Below are 20,657 nucleotides of genomic sequence, written 5' to 3'. Positions count from 1 at the left end.
GGTGCCTCGCCCGTCGGGGGCAGGCACCGCGGTGTTTGATGCAGTCCTCGAGGGACATTGATCCTGATGAAAAACGCGGCTTCGCTGATTTACCGAATTGTCGTAGCTCTGATCATTGCCGGAATCATCGCCGGCGCGCAGTACCTGATTGCAGAACGCTGGAACCGCGGCACCGAATTCGTCGGCGCCGCCAACAGCATCCACGGATACGCCTACAGCCCCTACCAGCGCGAGCAGAACCCGCTGCAGGGCATCTACCCGAGCGACGCCGAGATCGGCGGCGACCTCGATCTGCTCGCCCAGTCCGCCGAGCACATCCGCACCTACGGCAGCCTCGAGACCCCCGCCATCGTTCCGCTCGCGCTCGACCGCAAGCTGACCGTGATGGCCGGTGCGTGGATCGGCCCCGACGAGGAGCGCAACGCCAAGGAAGTCGACGCAGTCATCGAGTCGGCACGCAAGTACTCCCACGTCGACCGCGTCATCGTCGGCAACGAGGTCCTGCTGCGTGGCGACCTGACCGTCAAGGAACTTGCCGTCCACCTCGACAAGGCGCGCAAGGCACTCAAGCGCTCGAAGAAGACCGTGTCGACCGCGGAGCCTTGGCACGTCTGGCTGAAGAATCCGGAACTGGCCAACAGCGTCGATTTCATCACCGTGCATCTGCTGCCCTACCACGAGGGGGTGCCGGTCGAGAACGCAGTCGACTACGCGCTGATGCGCTACGACGAACTCGTGAAACACTTCCCCAAGAAGAAGATCGTCATCGGCGAAATCGGCTGGCCGAGCCGCGGTCCGGTCATGGACAGCCTGGGCGGCGGGGATACGAAGGGGGTCGCCTCCGCCGAGAACCAGGCGCGCTTCATCCGCGAGTTCCTCGCCCATCCGCGCTCGGCCACGCTCGACTACTACATCATGGAAGCGATCGACCAGCCGTGGAAGATCGAGATCGAAGGCTGGGCCGGCGCGTACTGGGGCATGTTCAATGCCGACCGCCACCAGAAATTCGCACTCGACGGCCTCGTCGTGAAGGACGTGCGCTGGCACGACAAGGCACGCACCGCAGGGCTGATCGCCTTCCTGCCAATGTTCCTGATCGCCTTCTTCCTGCGCGACTGGAGCGTGATCGGGCGCCTGTGGCTTGCCAGTCTGGTCCAAGCCTGCGCCGCGACGCTGGTCATCGGCATCAACGTGCCGGCCGACTATTACCTCACGCAGCGCGACCTCATCGGCCTCGCGATGCTCATCGGCGCAACGGTGCTGACGATCGCGGTGCTGCTGTCCCACGGCTTCGAGTTCGGGGAGGTGCTGTTCAAGCGCAAGTGGAATCGCCGCTTCCTGCCCCTGCCCCCGCACGATGCGGACAAGGAGCCTTTCGTCTCGATCCACCTCGCCTGCTGCAACGAGCCGCCGGAGATGGTCATCGCGACCATCGACAGCCTTGCGGCGATGAAGTACCAGAATTTCGAGGTCCTCGTCCTGGACAACAACACCAAGGACGAGGCGTTGTGGAAGCCGCTGGAGAAGCGCTGTGCCGAGCTGGGGCCGCGCTTCCGCTTCTACCATCTCGACAATTGGCCGGGCTTCAAGGCCGGCGCACTGAACTTCGGCCTGCGCCAGACCGACCCGCGCGCGGAAGTCGTCGGCGTCGTCGATGCCGATTACGTCGTGTCGCCCGACTGGCTGTCGTGCCTGATCCCGCATTTCGACGACGCGGAAGTTGCCGTCGTGCAGGCGCCGCAGGCACACCGCGACTGGGAAACGCACCCCTTCCGCCGCATGTGCAACTGGGAGTTCGACGGCTTCTTCCGCATCGGCATGCACCACCGCAACGAGCGCAATGCCCTGATCCAGCATGGCACGATGACCCTCGTGCGCCGCCTCGCGCTCGACGACGTCGGCGGCTGGTCGGAATGGTGCATCTGCGAGGACACCGAACTGGGTCTGCGCCTGATCGAAAAGGGCTACGACACCCGCTACGTCGACCACATCCTCGGCCGTGGCCTCACGCCGGCGGACTTCCCGGCGATCAAGAGCCAGCGCTTCCGCTGGGCCTTCGGCGCGATGCAGATCCTCAAGCACCACCTGCCCGCGATGATCGGCCCGAGCCGGCTCAACCTTGCCCAGCGCTACCACTTCCTCACGGGCTGGTTCGCGTGGCTGGGCGACGCACTGCAGCTCGTGTTCGCATTCGCGAGCCTGGCATGGACCGTCGGCATCCTGTTCTACCCCAAGGCCTTCGGCCTGCCCGTGACCTCGCTGGCGATTCCCATCCTCGCCTTCATGGCGTTCAAGGCCGGCCTGGGACCGATCCTCTACCGACGCACCATGGACGCCCCGTGGAAGGACATCCTCGGCGCCTCGATACTGTCGGTCGGGCTCGCGCATGCGATCGCGCGCGGCGTGTTCGCGGGGCTCGTCAAGCGGCGCGGCGAATTCGTCCGCACCCCGAAGGGCTGGAAGGACAAGGGCACCCTCGCGTTCTTCTCGCCGCTGCGCGAGGAGATCGGCCTGCTGGTCGCACTGGTGCTGGGCGGCATCGTGCTGGTGCTGCAGCGCGGTTACGACGACCTCGAGGTGCAGTTGTGGGTCGGCATCCTGGCGCTGCAATGCGTGCCCTATCTCGCGTCCATCGCCTGCCAGGTGGCGTCGTACATGCCCGAGGCCGAGCCGGCGAAGGCTCTGGCGAGCAGCTCCGGCGGCACGGCGGGACAGGCCGGGTGAGGCCACACAGGCCCGCATGAGCAATCAGGGCGCCGCATGGCGCCCTTTTCACGTCTGCTGCCGCACCGGCACGGCTCCGGGCCCGAAGGCTCAGGGGATATAGGCGAGCGGAATCTCGTCGCTGGTGCGTGCCCCCGCAGTCATCTCTCGGCACAGGGCAATGAAGGCACGCATGCCCGGCGTGGTGAACTTCTGGCGATGCCAGAGGAAATGGAAGGAGCGCTGCAGGTCCAGTTCCGGCGTATCGACGGGCACCAGGCTGCCGCGCCGGAATGCCTCCCGCAGCGCGAGGCGTGAAATGCAGCCGATCCCCAGCCCTGATTCGACCGCACGCTTGATCGCCTCCGTATGCTCCAGTTCCAGGCGCACGTCGATGCGCGCCGCGACATGGCGCATGGCGTGATCGAAGGTTTCCCGCGTACCGGATCCGATTTCGCGCAGGATCCACGGCTGGCGCGTCAGTTCGTCCAGGCTTGCCCGCCGCGCGCTCGCCAGCGGATGCGAGGGTGCGCAGAACACCACCAGCTCATCGTGCAGCCACGGCACGGCCTCGAGATCGGGATGGTGGCAGCTGCCCTCGATCATGCCCATGTCGAGCTCGAAGCCGGCGATCTGCTGGACGATGGTCGCCGTGTTATGCACGCTCAGGTGGATGCGGCTCTCGGGGTGGCGCTGCAGGAAGGTCGCCACGATCAGGGTGCCGAGATAGTTGCCGATCGTGAGCGTCGCCCCGATCCTCATGCTGCCGAAGCCCATGCCGCCCTGGAGCAGATCCTCGATGTCCTCGGCGCGCGCCAGGAGTTCGACCGCACGTGGCAGCAGGCGCTGACCAAGCTCGTTTAGGCGCAGCGACTTGCCGACGCGATCGAACAGGCGCACGTCGAACTGGCGTTCGAATTCCGCGAGGCTGCTGCTCGCCGCAGACTGCGACATTGCGAGATGTTCGGCGGCCTTCGACACGGTGCCTGCGCGTGCCGTCGCGACGAAGACTTCGAGCTGCCGGAGGGTGTGCTTCATATCGATTCAATAGATATTGATTATCCAGATTATCCACGCATCAGCTTAGCGCCACTCACTAGAATCGCTCCATCGGACATCGAAGCGGAGCAAGACCCGAAATGAGCAACCTGGCAACCGAGCGCGTTCTGAGCGTGCACCACTGGAACGATTCCCTGTTCAGCTTCCGTACCACCCGCGATCGCGCACTACGCTTCACGAACGGCCAGTTCGTGATGATCGGACTCGAGGTCGAGGGCCGCCCGCTGACCCGTGCATACAGCATCGCGAGCCCGAACCACGAGGAGCACCTCGAATTCTTCAGCATCAAGGTACCCAACGGCCCCCTGACCTCGCGTCTCCAGCATCTGAAGGAGGGAGATCCCATCGTTGTCAGCAAGAAGCCCACGGGCACTCTGGTGCTGCACGACCTCAAGCCCGGCAAGCACCTCTACCTGCTGTCGACCGGCACCGGACTGGCTCCCTTCATGAGCGTGATCCAGGATCTCGAGACCTACGAGCGTTTTGAGCGCGTCGTGCTCATCCATGGCGTGCGTACCGTATCAGAGCTGGCGTATCGCGACTTCATCGCCCACGAACTGCCCCAGCACGAATTCTTCGGCGAGTTCGTGCGCGAGAAGCTCATCTACTATCCCACGGTGACGCGCGAACCGTTCGAGAACCAGGGGCGCCTCACGGACCTCATCAACAGCGGCAAGCTGTTCCGCGACATCGGGCTGCCCGAGCTGGACCCCGGCGTCGACCGCGCAATGATCTGCGGCAGCCCGGCAATGCTCAAGGATTGCTGCGAATTGCTCGACTCGCGCGGCTTCCATATCTCGAAGCACATCGGTGACCCGGGCGACTACGTGATCGAGCGTGCATTCGTGGAGAAATGAGCGGGCAGCGGCACTTAATGCCAAATATGTGACCGTTACGTCGGGGCACAACAAGCTGCATGCACAAGCGGCCGTGCAGGAGTACACTTCCATGTACTCGCAGCAAGCCGGATCGAAGCATGGAACTCCCTCGCCGGACGGTCGTGTCCTCTGTGTACGCCGCCGCACGTTTGTCACTCCCGGTGCTGGCGGCGCTATTGGCCATGGCGCCCCCCGCAGCCCACTCCGCTCCGCCACCGGGGCATCCCTCGCCGGGCGCGGCGATGCAGTTGATCCGACCCGGAGTGGACCAGTCCGCTCCCTTGCGCCGCACCGGCGTCGCGCTCGATTCCATCGACGCCAACGAGTACACCTACATCGAAGTCGACGAGGGCGGGAAAAGCTACTGGATCGCCACCGCGCGGATGAACATCATGCGTGGCGACATGGTGCAGTTCGACGAAGGCGTGACCATGGCGCAGTTCTACAGCAAGTTGCTCAAGCGCACCTTCCAGTCGGTGATGTTCGTCGACGCCGTTTCGACCGCGCCCGGCAAGCGATGACGGCGGCGGCCCAAGTCGTCGAGGTCCGCATGCCGAAATTTCCGGAATGCTGGGACAGCTGCGGCAACTGCCGGACCGAGGATGTCTTCGTGCAGAGCGTGCTCGTGCGGGCCGGCGAACGCATCGGCTTCGACGAACCGCTCATCGTCCTGGAAACCGGAAAGACCGCGATGGACATCCCCTCGCCCCGCGCCGGCACCATCGTCGAGGTCAAGGTCGATGAAGGCGATCTGATCGACGAGGGTGACCTGATCGCGCTGGTTGCCGTCGGCTGAGGCCCGCTGCCGCTAACGCGCCCGGCATGCGCGATTGCGCCCGCCGAGTTTCGCCCGGTACATGGCCTCGTCGGCACGGCACATCAGCTCGTGCTCGTCCTTGCCATCCTCGGGATAGAGCGCAATCCCGATGCTCGACGAAATGCGCACTTCGCGGCCCTCGAACGTGAACGGCTTTTCGAGCGCGCTGCGGATCTTCTCCGCGACGATCTCGGCATCCGTGTCGGCACTGATTTCAGGCAGCAACACCACGAATTCGTCACCACCGCGCCGTCCGAGCGCGTCGGACGACCTGATCGAACCCTGCATGCGCCGCACGGCCTCGCACAGCAGCATGTCGCCGACATGATGTCCAAGATCGTCGTTGACCTGCTTGAAGCGGTCGAGATCGACAAACAGCAGCGCGAAGCGATGCCCCGAGCGACGCGCCTGCACGAGCGCATAACCGAGCAGCTCGCCGAACATCAGCCGATTCACGGCGCCGGTCAGAATGTCATGCGTGGCCATGTGGGCAATGCGCCGCTCCGCCTCCTTGCGCTCGGTGATATCCGACAGGAGTGCGATGGCTCCCTTCATTTGCCCCCAACCGTCGTTGAGCGGCGCCAGCGAGGCGAGGACCGTCAACTGCCTGCCGTCTCCGCGCGTCAGTCGGACCTCATAGTGCCTGCTTTCCCCCTCGCCGAGGCGGGCGAGCATGGCGTCGCGGCTTTCGCCACCACCTTCGGCCCACAACTCATCGAGCGCCAGCCCGATCAAACTCGACTCTTCGCGCCCGACGAGCTCGATGAATCCCGGATTGACGAAGGTCAGCCTGAATTCCGCATCGGTTGCCGCTATGCCGTCGTGCGCGAGGTTCACGAGCGTGCTGTATTTCGCCTCGCTGCGGCGCAGCGATTCGGTCGTCCGCGCCAAACGGGTTGCCCGCTCGCGGGTGACAACGAAGAACAGCGCTGCCACCACCAGCAGCACACCGACCAGCACGACCGATACGAATTCGGCCTGACGAATATCAGGTTCGGCATCGAAGGACGACAGAGCATGTAGCCGGATGATCCATTCGATCCCGCCGAGTGACACACGCTCGACACTGACCGGATGGGAAGCGGATTCGGGCATCCCGGCATGACTGTCGTAAAGCAGGGCTTCCGCTGCGATGCTGCGGTCAAACACCTGCATGCGGATCTGCCCGGGATGCTGGTCCAGCATCTGGCGCATCAGGCTCGCCATGCGGAACGGCATGTAGACCCATCCCCGGAGCGCTGCCCAGCGCTCGGCATCGGTTGCGACCGGCATTCCGTCCGCGAACAGCGGCATGTAGAGCAGAACGCCCGCCTGCACGTCCGCCTCCGTTTCCTGGACAAGAACCGTCTTCCCGCTCAGGGCAGCATCACCCGAATGCACGGCCCGGTCCATCGCCGCGCGCCTGACCGGCTCGGAATACATGTCGTATCCGATCGCGCGGGCATTGCGCCAGTCAGCCGGCTCCAGCACGACGATGCTGCTCAGCAACGCCCTCTGCCCCTCGGGCCAAACCCGGTAGTCATCGCGCGCGAATTCGCGCATGGCCCGCGTGTGCGCCTCGAGTTGGCCCGGCAGGATCGATTGGGCGAATCCGATCCCCTGCACGCCCGGAAAGTCTTCCTGGAAGGACAGTCGCTGCAGGTAGGTCCGCCAGGCAAGCAGGTCGAGCTCGGCGCGCGATCGCATGAATGCCTGGCTGCCGCGCAACAACATGCGATAGGACTGGAACCGCTCCCGGACCGTGAGGACCACTTCAGCGGAATGGCTCGCCAGATGCACGCGCACCTGCTCGTCATGCCGCTGTCCGAGGTGGCGCCAGACGACCACCGCTGCACCGATCGAGCAAGCGAGGGCCACTGCAATGAATACGCCCCCCCACGGCGACCAGGCACGCATCGGTGCGGTGTCGGCACGCTGAACTTCGGCATCGTGCATTTCGCGATCCATCCGGAGCTGGGGCGGGTCACAGCAACGCACCCACACCGTCATCATGTAACAAAATGATAACGGCCAGCACGACCGGCGGCGCGTGATTCCTTCTCACTTCCACGACAGCGCAAGCGGTGGCGGGCTTGAGGTATCCTTTGCGCACTTCATCATATCGGTTCGACCGAAACAGAAAGCGACCCAATGGCCCAATACGTAATGTCGATGCTCCGCGTGAGCAAAGTCGTGCCGCCGAAGCGGCAGATCATCAAGGATATTTCGCTGTCGTTCTTCCCCGGCGCCAAGATCGGCCTGCTCGGCCTGAACGGCTCGGGCAAGTCGACGGTGCTGCGCATCATGGCCGGCGCCGACAAGGAATACGAGGGCGACGTGCAGCACCTCGCGGGCATCCGCATCGGCTACCTGCCGCAGGAACCGCAGCTCGATCCAACCAAGACCGTCAAGGAAGAGGTCGAATCCGGCCTGGGCGAGATCGTCGAGGCCCGCGTGAGGCTCGAAGAGATCTACGCCGCCTACGCCGAGCCCGATGCGGACTTCGACAAGCTCGCCGAGGAACAGGCGAAGTACGAGAACATCCTCGCCACGGCCGGCTCCGACATCGAGAACCAGATGGAGATCGCCGCCGATGCGCTGCGCCTGCCGGCGTGGGACGCGGTCGTCGGCAATCTTTCCGGTGGCGAGAAGCGCCGCGTGGCGCTGTGCAAGCTGCTCCTGTCCAAGCCCGACATGCTGCTGCTGGACGAGCCGACCAACCACCTCGACGCCGAGTCGGTGGAATGGCTGGAGCAGTTCCTGACCCGCTTCCCCGGCACCGTCGTCGCGGTCACGCACGACCGCTACTTCCTCGACAACGCCGCCGAGTGGATCCTCGAACTCGACCGCGGCCACGGCATCCCGTGGAAGGGCAACTACTCCTCGTGGCTGGAACAGAAGGAAGAGCGCCTCGAGCAGGAGCAGAAGCAGATCGACGCGCACATGAAGGCGATGAAGACCGAGCTGGAATGGGCGCGCTCGAACCCGAAGGCCCGCCAGGCGAAATCCAAGGCCCGCCTTGCACGCTACGAGGAGATGGCCACCGTCGAATACCAGAAGCGCAACGAGACGCAGGAGATCTTCATCCCCCCCGGCGAGCGCCTCGGCGACAAGGTCATCGAATTCAACGGCGTGACCAAGGCCTTCGGCGACAAGCTGCTGATGGACAAGGTCAGCTTCAGCATCCCGCCCGGCGCGATCGTCGGTGTGATCGGTCCCAACGGCGCCGGCAAATCGACGCTATTCAAGATGATCGAGGGCCGCGACAAGCCGGACTCGGGCGAGATCACGATCGGCTCGACCGTGAAGCTGGCGGCGGTCGACCAGTCGCGCGAGGGGCTGGCGAACGACAAGACGGTGTTCGAGGCCATCTCCGACGGCGCGGACGTGCTCACCGTGGGCCGCTTCGAGATGCCCAGCCGCGCGTACATCGGCCGCTTCAACTTCAAGGGTGGCGACCAGCAGAAGATCGTCGGCAACCTGTCCGGGGGCGAGCGCGGCCGCCTGCACCTCGCCAAGACGCTGATTTCCGGCGGCAACGTGCTGCTGCTCGACGAACCGTCGAACGACCTCGACGTCGAGACGCTGCGCGCGCTGGAAGACGCGCTGCTCGAGTTCGCCGGCTGCGCGCTGATCATCAGCCACGACCGCTGGTTCCTCGACCGCATCTGCACGCACATCCTCGCGGCCGAAGGCGACTCGCAGTGGACCTTCTTCGCGGGCAACTACCAGGAATACGAGGAAGACAAGAAGAAGCGTCTGGGCGAGGAAGGCGCGAAGCCCAAGCGCATCCGCTACAAACCGATCACCCGCTGATCCGCATCGCCGCCGGGCTGCCGGAGCAGCCCGCCTCGCGATGAGCGCGTTTTGCGCTATTCTCCATGACGCGCTCATCGCCCCAACCGACAGGAGAATTTCCATGTACAAGAGCCTCCAGCGAATTCTCGCCGTGAGTGCCGCGTTGTTCGCCCTTGCGCCGGCCGCACCGGCGCTGGCGGAAGCCCCCATGGTGAAGACCCAGGTTCCGGGCTACTACCGGACCATGGTCGGGCAGTTCGAGGTCACCGCCCTGTATGACGGCGCAATCGAGCTCGACACCAAGCTGCTCAAGAACGCCGAACCGGAAGACATCAGCCGGATGCTGGCACGCGGTTTCGTCGGCAACCCGAAGATGCAGACCGCGGTGAATGCCTACCTGATCAACACCGGCGGCAACCTGATCCTCGTCGATGCCGGTGCGGCCAAGCTCTTCGGGCCCACGCTCGGCTTCGTCGTCGACAACCTGAGGGCGGCCGGCTACGACCCCGCGCAGGTCGACACCATCATCCTGACCCACATGCACCCCGACCATATCGGCGGCCTCGGCGATCCGGCGGCTCCGCCGGTCTTTCCGAACGCCAACGTGTACGTGTCGGTGCTCGACAACGACTTCTGGCTGTCGCCCGAGGCTGCTGCCGCCGCAAAACCCGAGATGCAGGATTTCTTCAGGATGGCGCGCGAAGTCGCGGCTCCCTACCAGGCACGCGGCAAGTGGCGCACCTTTGCCGACGGCACCGAGATCGCCGCGGGCATTCGTGCGGTGAAGGCTTACGGCCATACGCCGGGCCACAGCGCCATCTCCCTCGAGTCGGCCGGCCAGAAGCTGCTGATCTGGGGCGACATCGTGCACTCGCATGCGGTACAGTTCGCGTTGCCCGGCGTGTCGATCGAGTTCGACTTCGACCAGACCCAGGCGGTGGCGACCCGCCGCAGCCTGATGTATTCGCTGGCGGCGAGCAAGACGCTGGTGGCCGGCATGCATCTACCCTTCCCCGGTATCGGCCACGTGCGCGCAGACGGCAAGGGCGTCTACGCCTGGGTGCCGATCGAGTACGCGCCGCTCCCCAAGCCGGCTCAGTGATCAGCGTTCCGGCCAGAAACGCTCCATCAGCGGCTTGACGCTGATCCCATGGCACAGGATCGACAGAGTGACGACGATCAGTGTCATGTGGATCAGCTCGAGCGCCAGCTTTTCCGGCAGGCCGTGCTGGATGGCGTACATCAGGTAGTAGAGGGAACCGATCCCGCGCACGCCGAACCAGCCGGCGAGCGCCTTCGCATTCCAGGGCGTTCGCGTGCCCGCCAAGCCGACGAACACGCTCACGGGACGTGCGACGAGGAACAGGAACAGCGCCAGTGACACGGCGCGCCAGCTCCACGAGTCGACAAACAAGGTCCCGCCGATCAGCAGGATCAGCACCACCTCGGACAAGCGCTCGAGGTGTTCCTTGAACACCAGCGAGCCCTCGCTGACCGTCGCAGCGGGGGTAGCTTCACCGCCTTCCGGGCTGTCATAAGCCAGCAGGCGGTCCGGGACGTCCGGCCCGGCGCCCACGAGCTTGCGCTCCGTCTGGCGCAGCGCGACGGCAGCGAAGAACACCGCGAGAAAGCCCCACACACTGATCAGCAGGCTGAGGCCATACACCAGCGCGATCAGGCCCAGCCCGAGGAAGTCGTCGAGCAGGCCGTGCTCGGCGCGGCTGCTGCGCAGCCGATGCGCCAGATGGGCGAGGCCGGCGCCGGCGACCGCACCCAGCGCAATGCCGGCAGCGGTTGCCCACACCACGTCGACCAGCAGCCAGCGCGCGCCCATCTCGCCCAGTTCGTGCAGCCCGAGCAGGCCTAGACCGAGCATCACGAAGGGAAACGCGCTGCCGTCGTTCATGCCGGCTTCGCAGGTCAGCGTGAAGCGCAGGCGGTCGCGGTCACCCGGGTGGCGAATCTGCACCTCGGTCGCCAGCACCGGATCGGTCGGCGCGACGATCGCGCCAAGCAGGATCGCGGCGCCGAGCGGCAGCCCCAGCGCGTAATGCGCAAAGACGGCCACCAGGCCGACGGTGATTGCCATCGACACGAACGCGAGCAGCACCGGTTTGCGCCACCTCGCCATGCTGACCGGAACGGGCATCTTGACGCCCGCAGCGTACAACGAGATCAGTGCTGCCGCCTCGGTGAGGATCTCGAGGAGCGCCGATTCCTTGAGCGGATTGAAATGGAAGAGGTTCAGCACGGTCGGCCCGACCAGCACGCCGACCGCGAGGTAGATGATCGCGCTGGTGACCGGCAAGCGCTTGAGGACCGACGAAGTCAGGCCCATCGCGAGCAAAAGGCCGCCCACCAGCAGAAACCACTGCGCGTTAGTCATTGCGTAATCCGTGAATGCGGAAAGGTGTGGCAGGAGCCCCTTTCTCCGGTATCAGTAACTTCCGCTACGCGGTCGGCAGGAAACGATGCCCGGCAATGAAAGGCTGACGCGGCCAAGTACCGCATCCACCGTGCGAAGACCGACTCCGCACGCACTGCGATCACGCCGTATGGTGCCCAAGAAGGGACTCGAACCCCCACGCCTCGCGGCGCCAGAACCTAAATCTGGTGCGTCTACCAATTCCGCCACTTGGGCCCCGCCGTACCCGCAGAGCGGGCTGCCGCCATTGCAGCGGCGGGCGCATTATACACGGCCTCACATCCTCAGGCGTTCGGCGTAGCCGGTCATCTCGAGGTAACCGCGTCCGATCTCGCGACCAGACTCGAACAGCCGCACGGCGCCTTCCCAATACACCGCGCCGGTCGAACGTCGGCTGTCGAGTTCCTGATCGTCCATCAGGGGACGCAGCTCGAGGCGGCGGCCGTCGATGTCGATCACCCATTCGACCGCGTACTCGGCGCCGGTGCGGGGCGAGCGCCAGCGCCGCTCGGGTGTCAGGGCCACCTGCTCCCGCTGCAGGGCGCGCACCGCGCCTCCGGCGGCGCGCAGCGTGCCGGCTGACCACATCGATCCGCCGCGCTCGTCGCGCATGCGGAAGGCCATCAGCGAACCGCCGTCGTGCAGGTTGATGCCGATCCAGTCCCAGCCCCGCGCGCCCTCGGGCAGCAGCTCGCTGGACCACTCGTGGTCGAGCCAGGCCCGCCCTTTCACCGGGACGGTGTTGCCATCCACGCGCAGCGACCCGCTGACCACGAGCTGCGGGCGGCTGTAGTAATGGCTTGCATGCTTCGGATCAGGGGCTTTCTGGCTGAAACCCTTCTCGCCGTTGAGCACGGGCGGGCCGGAGGGGTCGAATCGCAGGTCGAAGGCGAAGGATCCGGCGTCAACACGGCTGCGATAATGATCCTGCCCCCATGCGAGTTGCCAGTCGCGGATCCATACCCCCGTCGCGCCCGTCTCGGCGCCGGCCAGCGGCTCCAGTTCGCGCTCGCTGCGCTCGGCATGAAGCAGACGCCCCACGGCGGGATCGGCAATCGCCGCGTGCGCGAGCACGAGCTGGCGTGGTGCGAAGCGACTCGGATTGTCCTCGCCGATGCCGGTGCGGACGCGGAAGAAGGTGACCTGGAAGCCGCGCTCGACACCCCGGTCGTCGGTGATCCAGCCGGTGACGTACCACCACTCGGTGCGGTAGTCCGGATGCGCGCCGCCGTCCGCCGGAAAGCGCAGCGTTGCGCCGGGCAGCACGGGCGGGTAGTCGGGCGCGGCGTCTGCCGCAGGCACGGCAAGCACTCCGCACACGGCGAACGCAAGGGCATGCGCGAAGCACCTCCAGTCCATCACCAGTCCTCCCGCACGGCCATCACGGCCGTACCGCGCATCGCCTGGTAGCCGGAAACGCGCGCGGCGATCCCCGCAAGCGCGATCACGGTGACGGCAAAAGCCAGCAAGCCGCCGATTGGAAGCGTCAAGTCCATGCTCCAGTGGAAACTCTGGCGATTTACGACCTCGATCAGAACGACCGCAATCGCGGTACCCGCCGCGAGGCCGAGCGCGGTCCCTGCCGCGGCCGTGAGCACGCCCTCGAGCGTGATCAGCCGGCCGACCTCGCGGCGCGTCATCCCCAGATGACGCAGCATCCCGAATTCCTTGCGCCGGGCGATCGCCAGCACCGCAAAACTGGTGCTGACGCCGAACAGTCCGATGAGCACGGCGACCGCCTCCATCGCGTAGGTAACGAGGAAGGTGCGATCGAAGATGGCGAGACTGCGGGCGCGAATCTCCCCGGGACTCGCAATCCGAACGGTGTTCTCGCCGACGATGTCGCGGACCGCGGCGGCGACCGTATCGAAGGATGCGCCCTCGGCAAGAAGGACACCGACGTCGTTCGCAACGAGGTCGCCGGTCACCGCACGGTAGTCCGCCAGCTCGATCGCGACCGCACCCTGTTGCCGCGCGTAATCGCGCCACACGCCGGCGACGCGGAAGGTCACGGACTTCCCGCCCAGCGGCAGGACGAGGGCGTCACCCGTCGCGACGGCAAAGAGGTCGGCCATCGCTTCCGATACCCACGCCGGCATCTCCCCCGCCGCGGGCGGCGTCGCCAGGCCAACCAGCGGGAGCAGTTTGCCGCCGTCCAGCGGGCGTGCAATCAGGGCCACGGGAAGACGCCGGTCGTCGAGGCGCAGGGAGTCGAAGCGCAAGGGCATCGTTCGCGACACGCCCGGGAGCGCCGTGATCCGCTCCAGTACGGCCGGGTCGAGGAAGCCGCTGGTGCCCTGCGGGGACGCGCTGACATAGAGATCGGCAGGCAGCACGGCGGTGAGCCAGCGATCGACCGAATCGCGGAAGGAGGCAACCATGATCGCCATCGCGACGGCGAGTGCGACGCTCGCGACCACCCCGGCGCCGGCGACGACGCCCTGCCCGGGCGCGGCCGCAAGACGAGCGTTCGCGAGTCGCCAGAGGGGCCGGCGCAGGAGGGAAGCGATGCGCGCAAAGCCCCGCACGAGTATGGGCAGCACCAGCACGGCGCCGACCAGGATAAGGGCGACGGCGAGGTAGCCGAATACCGGCACCCCGCCGAGCGACGGCAGCAGGCATAGCGCCGCAGCGCCTGCGAGACAGGCGGATGCGCTGCGCGGGTGCGCGCGGAAGCGGAACATCGCGGCTTCGTCACCGGACTTGAGCGCAAGCGCGGGTAGCATGTGCCATGCCTCGCGCGCCGGCTGCCATGCACCCGCCAGCCCGGCGAGAACACCCAGGAGGAGGTAGGCGCCACTTGCCACCGGATCGAAGCGCAGCGCGGGGCTTAGCGCGCTGAAGTAGCCCGCACCGAGATCGCCGCCGGCGACTGCGAAAGCGACGACCGCGATCCCATGCCCGAGGACGATCCCGAGCAGGCCGCCCGCGAGTCCGACGACGGCACCTTCGACCAGCAATCCGCGCATCAACGAGCCACGATCCAGTCCCAGCGCGCGCAGGAAGGCGAATTCCTGGCGACGGCGGGCCACGGCAAGGAACTGCGTGGAAAAAACGAGGAAGCCGCCGGTGACGAGGGCGATCGTGGCCAGCATCGTGAGATTTACGCGGTAGGCGCGCGAGAGTCCTGCCGCCAGTTCCTCGGCGGCGCTCGGGGTGAGCACTTCGACGCCCGGGGGCAGGCCGGCCGCGAGCGCATCGCGTGCGGCGGCAACATCGAGGCCTTCCTTCAGGCTGAGGTCGATGCGCGTGATGCGCCCCACCCGCCCGAAGAGCTGCTGCGCGGCGGCGATATCCATGACTGCCAGCGCCCGCCCCTGCCCCGCGCCGGGGACCCCGCCGGCCACGTGCAGCGATACGACCCGCGCGGCAGCCACGACATCCAGCCGGTCGCCAACCGCGACGCCGAGTTCGGCCTGGGCGGCGGAGCTCAGGAACAGCGCATCGGGCTGCAGCCAGGCGAGGGCGGCCCCTTCACGCCCGGGCTCGGTGGCCTGCGGCATCAGGGCCGGATGGACGTGCGCCGCCCGCAGGGCATCGATGCCGAAGAGGGGAAGCGAGCGGCCGTGCAACGGCAGACGGACCTCGAGTTCCACGACAGGACTGGCATCGGCCACCTCTTCGCGCATCGCGAGGGGTCCGTACAGCGCATCATCGAAGCCCTCGCGCGATCCGGCTACCTGTAGGTCCGCCTCGCCGGCAAGCAAGCGCATGCCGCGACCGAATTCGTCGAGTGCCGCAGCATGGATGATCTGCACGGCCAGGCCGAGGGCGACACCGAGCGCGATCGCGAACAGCGACAATGCCGTTGCGAGCCGGCGACGCGCGAGGCTGGCGATGAAGATCCGGCCGAGGACCCGACTCACGTGCGTTCGCCGTCGGGCGCGAGGCCCCCCGTGGTCAGGCGCAGGATACGGTCGGCGCGCAAGGCTGCCGCACGCGAGTGCGTCACGAGGATACCCATCGCCCCCGCGTCGCGGATGCACTCCAGCAGCAGGTCGAGCACCCCCGCCGCGCGCCCGGGATCGAGGTTGCCCGTCGGTTCGTCGGCAAGCACCAACGAGGGCCGATGGACGAGCGCGCGGGCGATCGCGACGCGCTGCAGCTCCCCGCCGGAAAGCTCGCGCGGCCAGGCGCCGGCTCGGTCGAGGAGTCCGACCCGCTCCAGCATCGCCCGGGCGCGCCGGTCGGCTTCGACGTCATCGGCGTCGAGCAGCCACAGCGGCAGGGCGACGTTCTGCGCCACGTCAAGGTGCGGGAGGATGTGGAAGGCCTGGAAAACAAAGCCGAAGCTGCGCCGGCGCAGTCCCGCCAGCGCGTCGTCGTCGAGCCCGACGAGTTCGGTTCCGTCGAGACGGATGCTCCCGCCATCGACCGGTTCCAGCCCGGCAATGCAGTTGAGCAGGGTCGACTTGCCTACTCCCGACTCGCCCATGACGGCAACACACTCGCCGCGTCGCACGCACAACGATAGCCCCTCGAACAGCACGCGCGCGACGGCAGCCCCGAGTCCCTTGCTCAGATCGTCGATTTCCAGCATTCCGACCGCTCCCCCGCCCATGGTTCAGACCGGCACCGCCTGCGCGATCCCGATGCAAATCCCGATGCAAATCCCGAAGGCTTATGATGGGCACATCCGGGATTGACTCGACACGGCATAAATGGAAAGCTGCACCATTTGAACAGCACAGTATATCCGGCGCGCATGACGCGGACGAACACCACCCGGGCCGCGAGCCCCTCGCGCACAGCCTCCGCAACGAGGAAGAACACGCCGGTCCGGGGCAAGTCCGCTCGCAAGCATACGATACCCTGTTCCCCTGCGGCGGCTGTCGCGGGCCACGGATGACATGCTGAACCGACTGGCGCTCCTCGTACTCGGTTTGTTGGCGCTGGCCCTGGCGGCCGGGTCGGCGTTCGCCCTCGAGGCGGCCATCGTTCTGTCGAAGCGGAGCGACGCACAGACGGCCTTCGCGGCCGCGCTAAGCCGCGAAATCACGACCTCGGCAGCGATTCGCCTCAGCGATGCCGGCAGCACCGGTGACTCGATCAACGAGGCGGCCCTCAAACGCGCCGACGTCGTGATCGCCGTGGGGGCCGAAGCGGCCGACGCCGTTGCCGATCGCAGCACCTCCCCCGTGCTGGTTGCGCTCATCTCGACACCCAACCTCCGCGCACTGCAGCAAAGGCATCCGCGCGCAAGGCTCGCCGGCTTCGTGCTCGACCAGCCCCTTGCCCGGCACATGCGCCTGATCCGCGCGACCAACCCGAAGACCACCCGCGTGGGCGTGCTGCTCGGCCCGCAATCCGCCGCGATGCGCAGCGCGCTCGCCGAATCCGGCGCCCGGCAGGGGCTGACGATGAGCTTCGAGATCATCGCGGATGTCGACGGCCTTCTGCCTGCGCTCGAACGCCTGCTGGAGTCCTCAGACGCAATTCTCGCGGTGCCCGACCCGACCGCCTACAGTCCTGCGACCGCGCGCCCGATCCTGCTCACCACCTACCGCTACCGCAAGCCGCTGTTCGGCTACTCGCAGGCCTACGTGACCGCGGGAGCGATCGCCTCCGTGTTTACGGCACCGGAGGACGCGGCTCGCCAAGTGGGCGAATGGCTCGTCGCGCAGCAAGGGGCGGGACACATCGACCTCCCGGTGGCTGAGGCGCCACGATATTTCAGTGTCGGTGTCAATCGCCACGTCGCACGCTCGCTGCTGTACCCGGTTCCGGACGAAGCGGCGCTCGTCGATGCAATCGAAAAGCGGAGGCCGCAATGAACCCGGCCAGCCTTTCCCTGCACAACCGCTTGCTGCTGGTGGCGCTGCTGCCGGCGGCGCTGCTCGCCACGCTGGTCACGACGCTGGTGCTGTATCGCGGCGCACAGACCCTGGACCGCACCCTGCACGAGCACGGCAACGCGATCGTCAGCTTCCTCGCCCCCGCCGCCGAGTACGGCGTCATATCCGGCAATCGCGCCACGCTCCAGACGCTGCTGCAGGCTGCAACGGCGCAGCGGGAAGTGAGCGCGGCGGCGGTATATGACGGCCGCGGCGAACTGCTCGCCAGCAGGGGGCGCATCAGCGTGCTGGAACCCGATGCGCTGCGCAGGATCGAGGAAAGCACCACCAGCCACGCAGCCCCGGACATGCTCGCGGTGGTCGCCCCCATCAAGTCGGGCGTCATCGCCATCGATGACGAACTTGTAGACGGCTGGCAGCCTGGCGTCGCCCAGCAGGGGGCGAACACGATCGGCTGGGTGCATGTAGAGCTCGATACCCGCCCCTCTTCGCGGGAGAAATCCTTCATCATCTGGACGTCCTTCGCGATCGTCGCCTTCGGCCTGTTGCTCACCGCGGTGATCGCCGTGCGGCTCGCGCGCTCCGTTTCGCGTCCCGTGGCGCGCCTTGTCCGCGGGGTCGGGCAGATGGCGCTCGGCGCGCTCGACGTCGCGATTCCCGAGAAGGCCTCCAGTCAGGAACTCTCCACTCTGGAGCGCGGCTTCAACACGATGGCGCGCGCGATCTCCGAGAGCCACCGCACCCTGCAGTCGCGCATCGATGACGCCACCGCGCTGCTCGCATACCAGGCACAGCACGATCCGCTGACCGGCCTGCCGAACCGCCGCGTCTTCGAACAGAAACTCGACGAGTGCGTCGTGGCCTCCCGCAGAGCGGGCGATCACGGGGCGCTGTGCTTCATCGACCTCGACCGCTTCAAGATCGTTAACGACACCTGCGGCCACGCCGCCGGCGACGACCTGCTGATGCGCATCGCGCTGCTGATCCAGCAGCGCGTGCGCGAGCAGGACATCATCTGCCGCATCGGCGGCGACGAATTCGCGCTGATCCTGCGCGGCTGCAGCCCATCCGACGCGCTCGACATCGCGGACGAACTGCGCACGAGCATCGCCTCGTTCGATTTCGAATGGCAGGGACGACACTTTTCGATCGGCGCCAGCATCGGGATGGCCTGCATCGACGGCAGCCACACCGATCCATCGGAGATCCTGATTGCGGCCGACGCGGCGTGCTACGAAGCCAAGCGCAGCGGCCGCAATCGCGTGGTGCGCTATCCGCTCGAGGCGGGGAACCAGGACTCACCCGCGCTCGAAGGGCCGGACGAGGCGCAGGCGGTCTGACTCCTCCAGGGGGCGACGCCCCTGTGGGAGCGGCTTTAGCCGCGAATGAGCGGTTCACTCCGCGACACGGCTGCTTCGCGGCTGAAGCCGCTCCCACAGGACAGCTCTCACGCGAAGCCCCGCACTTGGTTCCTGCGATTGCCCTGGCGTGCCGTGCTGCGACGCACGCGGCTTCGCGTATACTCGCGGCGCCCCGATCATGCCCGTCGACCACTACGAAAACTTTCCTGTCGCCTCGCTCCTGCTTCCGGCCCGCCTGCGCGAGCCCGTGGAGGCGATCTATGCGTTCGCGCGCAGTGCCGACGATATCGCGGACGAGGGCGACGCGACGCCCGTTGCTCGCCTGGCGCGGCTCAATGACTATCGTATCGAGCTCAACGCCATCGACGCCGGGCAGCCCCCGCGCGATGCCTCGCTCGCGCCGATCTTCGCCCGCCTCGCGACGAATGTCCGCGCTCACAGGCTGCCGCTGCAGTATTTCCGCGACCTGCTCGACGCCTTCAGCCAGGACGTCGGCAAGACGCGCTATGCCGACTTCGCCGAACTGCTCGACTACTGCCGCCGCTCGGCGAATCCCGTCGGACGCCTGCTGCTGCACCTCTACGACGCCGCGACGCCGGACAACCTGCGTCGCTCCGACCTCATCTGCACGAGCCTGCAGCTCATCAACTTCTGGCAGGACGTCGCGATCGACTGGCGCAAACGCCGCATCTATCTGCCGCAAGCCGACATGGCCCGCTTCGGCGTAAGCGAGGACCATATCGACAGCACCCGTTGCGACGATGCATGGCGTGCCCTGATGGACTTCGAAGTGCAACGTGCACGGGCGATGATGGTCGAAGGGGCGCCCCTCGCACGGCAACTGCCGGGACGCATCGGCTGGGAGCTGCGCCTGATGGTGCTGGGCGGCCTGCGCATTCTCGAACGCATCGAGAAGGCGGACTACGACGTGTTCCGGCACCGCCCCACCCTCACCCGCAGCGACTGGCCGCGACTCGCCTGGCGCGCCGTGCATTACCCGAGAATCCGATGAATCCGCACGATTACTGTCACGACAAGGCTGCCAAGAGCGGCTCCAGCTTCTACTACAGCTTCATGTTCCTGCCTCCGGAGCGCCGCCAGGCCATCACGGCCCTGTATGCGTTCTGCCGCGAGGTGGATGACGTCGTCGACGAATGCCACGACGTGCAGGTCGCGCAGACCAAGCTCGACTGGTGGCGCAAGGAGGTGGCGCGGGCGTATGGGGGGGGCCCCAGCCATCCGGTGGGGTTCGCGTTGAAGGACGTCAGCGCACGCTTCAACCTTCCGCGCGAACAGCTGCTCGAAATCATCGACGGCATGGAGATGGACCTCACGCAGAGCCGCTATCTCGACTTCAAGGGCCTGCAGCTCTATTGCTACCGCGTCGCCAGCGTCGTCGGGCTCCTCGCCGCCGAGATCTTCGGCTACCGCGAGCGCCAGACGCTGAAGTACGCGCACGACCTCGGCATGGCCTTCCAGCTCACCAACATCATCCGCGACGTCGGCGAGGACGCGCGCCGCGGCCGCATCTACCTGCCGATCGAGGACCTGCAGCGCTTCAAGGTGCCCGCAAGCCAGATCATGGAAGGCCGCCACGACGACAACTTCCGCGCGCTGATGACCTTCCAGGCCGAGCGCGCGGAGAAGTTCTACGACCAGGCGCTCGCCCAGCTGCCCGCGGCCGACCGCAAGAGCCAGCGTCCCGGCCTGGTGATGGCCGCGATCTACCGCACCCTGCTGCGCGAGATCGCCAGCGACGGCTTCCTGGTGCTCGACCGCCGCACCTCGCTCACGCCGGTGCGCAAGCTGTGGATCGCCGCCAAGACCTGGGTGCGTGCATGA

At 66.6% G+C, this 20,657-nt stretch carries 16 protein-coding genes and 1 tRNA gene; 10 read left to right on the top strand and 7 right to left on the bottom strand.

Going from position 1 to position 20,657, the window contains the following annotated elements:
* The first annotated feature begins 66 nt into the window (after positions 1–66).
* Complete coding sequence (locus tag U5817_RS07950; RefSeq protein ID WP_407280305.1) at positions 67–2,724, top strand: glycosyltransferase; 2,658 nt, start codon at positions 67–69, stop codon at positions 2,722–2,724.
* A gap of 90 nt (positions 2,725–2,814) precedes the next feature.
* On the opposite strand, the gene U5817_RS07945 is transcribed toward U5817_RS07950, so the two are convergent.
* Positions 2,815–3,741: a LysR family transcriptional regulator gene (locus U5817_RS07945; RefSeq protein WP_169125547.1), complete on the bottom strand. Its 927-nt coding sequence runs from the start codon at positions 3,739–3,741 to the stop codon at positions 2,815–2,817.
* 101 nt (positions 3,742–3,842) lie between these two features.
* Between U5817_RS07945 and U5817_RS07940 the strand changes: the two genes are divergently transcribed.
* The 3 genes from U5817_RS07940 (at position 3,843) to U5817_RS07930 (ending at position 5,436) form a co-directional block, all read left to right on the top strand.
* Positions 3,843–4,619 (top strand): ferredoxin--NADP reductase, encoded by a 777-nt coding sequence (locus U5817_RS07940; RefSeq protein ID WP_407280304.1) that lies wholly within the window; start codon positions 3,843–3,845, stop codon positions 4,617–4,619.
* A gap of 119 nt (positions 4,620–4,738) precedes the next feature.
* The gene (locus U5817_RS07935) at positions 4,739–5,161 is read left to right on the top strand and encodes a hypothetical protein (RefSeq protein WP_169125549.1); all 423 of its coding nucleotides are present in this window, start codon (positions 4,739–4,741) and stop codon (positions 5,159–5,161) included.
* A gap of 29 nt (positions 5,162–5,190) precedes the next feature.
* Complete coding sequence (locus U5817_RS07930; protein ID WP_407280303.1) at positions 5,191–5,436, top strand: biotin/lipoyl-containing protein; 246 nt, start codon at positions 5,191–5,193, stop codon at positions 5,434–5,436.
* A 12-nt stretch (positions 5,437–5,448) separates the two neighbouring features.
* On the opposite strand, the gene U5817_RS07925 is transcribed toward U5817_RS07930, so the two are convergent.
* Entirely contained in the window at positions 5,449–7,449 is a 2,001-nt protein-coding gene (locus U5817_RS07925) for a CHASE domain-containing protein (protein WP_407280302.1), read from the bottom strand.
* A 138-nt stretch (positions 7,450–7,587) separates the two neighbouring features.
* Between U5817_RS07925 and ettA the strand changes: the two genes are divergently transcribed.
* Positions 7,588–9,252 carry an energy-dependent translational throttle protein EttA gene (gene ettA / locus U5817_RS07920; protein ID WP_169125552.1) on the top strand — a complete coding sequence of 555 codons (1,665 nt, stop codon included), beginning with the start codon at positions 7,588–7,590 and terminating at the stop codon, positions 9,250–9,252.
* A 103-nt stretch (positions 9,253–9,355) separates the two neighbouring features.
* Complete coding sequence (locus U5817_RS07915) at positions 9,356–10,336, top strand: MBL fold metallo-hydrolase (protein WP_169125553.1); 981 nt, start codon at positions 9,356–9,358, stop codon at positions 10,334–10,336.
* Here the strand turns inward: U5817_RS07915 and U5817_RS07910 are convergent, their stop codons facing one another.
* From U5817_RS07910 to U5817_RS07890, 5 genes are all read right to left on the bottom strand, one after another.
* Positions 10,337–11,620 carry a sodium:proton antiporter gene (locus U5817_RS07910; RefSeq protein WP_169125554.1) on the bottom strand — a complete coding sequence of 428 codons (1,284 nt, stop codon included), beginning with the start codon at positions 11,618–11,620 and terminating at the stop codon, positions 10,337–10,339.
* 170 nt (positions 11,621–11,790) lie between these two features.
* Positions 11,791–11,875: transfer RNA gene (locus U5817_RS07905), tRNA-Leu, on the bottom strand.
* A gap of 60 nt (positions 11,876–11,935) precedes the next feature.
* Positions 11,936–13,018: a lipocalin-like domain-containing protein gene (locus tag U5817_RS07900; protein ID WP_407280301.1), complete on the bottom strand. Its 1,083-nt coding sequence runs from the start codon at positions 13,016–13,018 to the stop codon at positions 11,936–11,938.
* The gene (locus tag U5817_RS07895) at positions 13,018–15,525 is read right to left on the bottom strand and encodes an FtsX-like permease family protein (RefSeq protein ID WP_407280300.1); all 2,508 of its coding nucleotides are present in this window, start codon (positions 15,523–15,525) and stop codon (positions 13,018–13,020) included. The genes U5817_RS07900 and U5817_RS07895 overlap by 1 nt, the downstream gene beginning before the upstream one ends.
* Positions 15,522–16,199 carry an ABC transporter ATP-binding protein gene (locus U5817_RS07890; RefSeq protein ID WP_169125557.1) on the bottom strand — a complete coding sequence of 226 codons (678 nt, stop codon included), beginning with the start codon at positions 16,197–16,199 and terminating at the stop codon, positions 15,522–15,524. Before U5817_RS07890 ends, U5817_RS07895 begins: the two co-directional genes overlap by 4 nt.
* A gap of 310 nt (positions 16,200–16,509) precedes the next feature.
* Here U5817_RS07890 and U5817_RS07885 point away from each other — a divergent pair, with 310 nt between their 5' ends.
* The 4 genes from U5817_RS07885 (at position 16,510) to hpnD (ending at position 20,657) form a co-directional block, all read left to right on the top strand.
* A complete protein-coding gene (locus U5817_RS07885) occupies positions 16,510–17,433 on the top strand; it encodes an ABC transporter substrate-binding protein (RefSeq protein WP_407280299.1) in 924 nt (307 codons plus the stop codon).
* The gene (locus tag U5817_RS07880; protein WP_407280298.1) at positions 17,430–18,794 is read left to right on the top strand and encodes a diguanylate cyclase; all 1,365 of its coding nucleotides are present in this window, start codon (positions 17,430–17,432) and stop codon (positions 18,792–18,794) included. The genes U5817_RS07885 and U5817_RS07880 overlap by 4 nt, the downstream gene beginning before the upstream one ends.
* 199 nt (positions 18,795–18,993) lie before the next feature.
* Positions 18,994–19,827 carry a squalene synthase HpnC gene (gene hpnC, locus U5817_RS07875; protein ID WP_407280297.1) on the top strand — a complete coding sequence of 278 codons (834 nt, stop codon included), beginning with the start codon at positions 18,994–18,996 and terminating at the stop codon, positions 19,825–19,827.
* Complete coding sequence (gene hpnD / locus U5817_RS07870; protein WP_407280296.1) at positions 19,824–20,657, top strand: presqualene diphosphate synthase HpnD; 834 nt, start codon at positions 19,824–19,826, stop codon at positions 20,655–20,657. Before hpnC ends, hpnD begins: the two co-directional genes overlap by 4 nt.

The organism is Aromatoleum evansii, assembly GCF_045689615.1.
Lineage (GTDB): Bacteria > Pseudomonadota > Gammaproteobacteria > Burkholderiales > Rhodocyclaceae > Aromatoleum > Aromatoleum evansii.
The sequence above is the reverse complement of the archived record's forward strand: the minus strand, read 5'-3'. Positions and strand labels throughout refer to the sequence as shown.

Excerpts from the sequence above, each read along its gene's own strand:
- U5817_RS07950 (WP_407280305.1), top strand. The coding sequence starts at position 67 with ATGAAAAACGCGGCTTCGCTGATTTACCGAATTGTCGTAGCTCTGATC.
- U5817_RS07945 (WP_169125547.1), bottom strand. The coding sequence starts at position 3,741 with ATGAAGCACACCCTCCGGCAGCTCGAAGTCTTCGTCGCGACGGCACGC.
- U5817_RS07940 (WP_407280304.1), top strand. The coding sequence starts at position 3,843 with ATGAGCAACCTGGCAACCGAGCGCGTTCTGAGCGTGCACCACTGGAAC.
- U5817_RS07935 (WP_169125549.1), top strand. The coding sequence starts at position 4,739 with ATGGAACTCCCTCGCCGGACGGTCGTGTCCTCTGTGTACGCCGCCGCA.
- U5817_RS07930 (WP_407280303.1), top strand. The coding sequence starts at position 5,191 with ATGCCGAAATTTCCGGAATGCTGGGACAGCTGCGGCAACTGCCGGACC.
- U5817_RS07925 (WP_407280302.1), bottom strand. The coding sequence starts at position 7,449 with ATGATGACGGTGTGGGTGCGTTGCTGTGACCCGCCCCAGCTCCGGATG.
- ettA (WP_169125552.1), top strand. The coding sequence starts at position 7,588 with ATGGCCCAATACGTAATGTCGATGCTCCGCGTGAGCAAAGTCGTGCCG.
- U5817_RS07915 (WP_169125553.1), top strand. The coding sequence starts at position 9,356 with ATGTACAAGAGCCTCCAGCGAATTCTCGCCGTGAGTGCCGCGTTGTTC.
- U5817_RS07910 (WP_169125554.1), bottom strand. The coding sequence starts at position 11,620 with ATGACTAACGCGCAGTGGTTTCTGCTGGTGGGCGGCCTTTTGCTCGCG.
- U5817_RS07900 (WP_407280301.1), bottom strand. The coding sequence starts at position 13,018 with ATGGACTGGAGGTGCTTCGCGCATGCCCTTGCGTTCGCCGTGTGCGGA.
- U5817_RS07890 (WP_169125557.1), bottom strand. The coding sequence starts at position 16,199 with ATGCTGGAAATCGACGATCTGAGCAAGGGACTCGGGGCTGCCGTCGCG.
- U5817_RS07885 (WP_407280299.1), top strand. The coding sequence starts at position 16,510 with ATGCTGAACCGACTGGCGCTCCTCGTACTCGGTTTGTTGGCGCTGGCC.
- U5817_RS07880 (WP_407280298.1), top strand. The coding sequence starts at position 17,430 with ATGAACCCGGCCAGCCTTTCCCTGCACAACCGCTTGCTGCTGGTGGCG.
- hpnC (WP_407280297.1), top strand. The coding sequence starts at position 18,994 with ATGCCCGTCGACCACTACGAAAACTTTCCTGTCGCCTCGCTCCTGCTT.
- hpnD (WP_407280296.1), top strand. The coding sequence starts at position 19,824 with ATGAATCCGCACGATTACTGTCACGACAAGGCTGCCAAGAGCGGCTCC.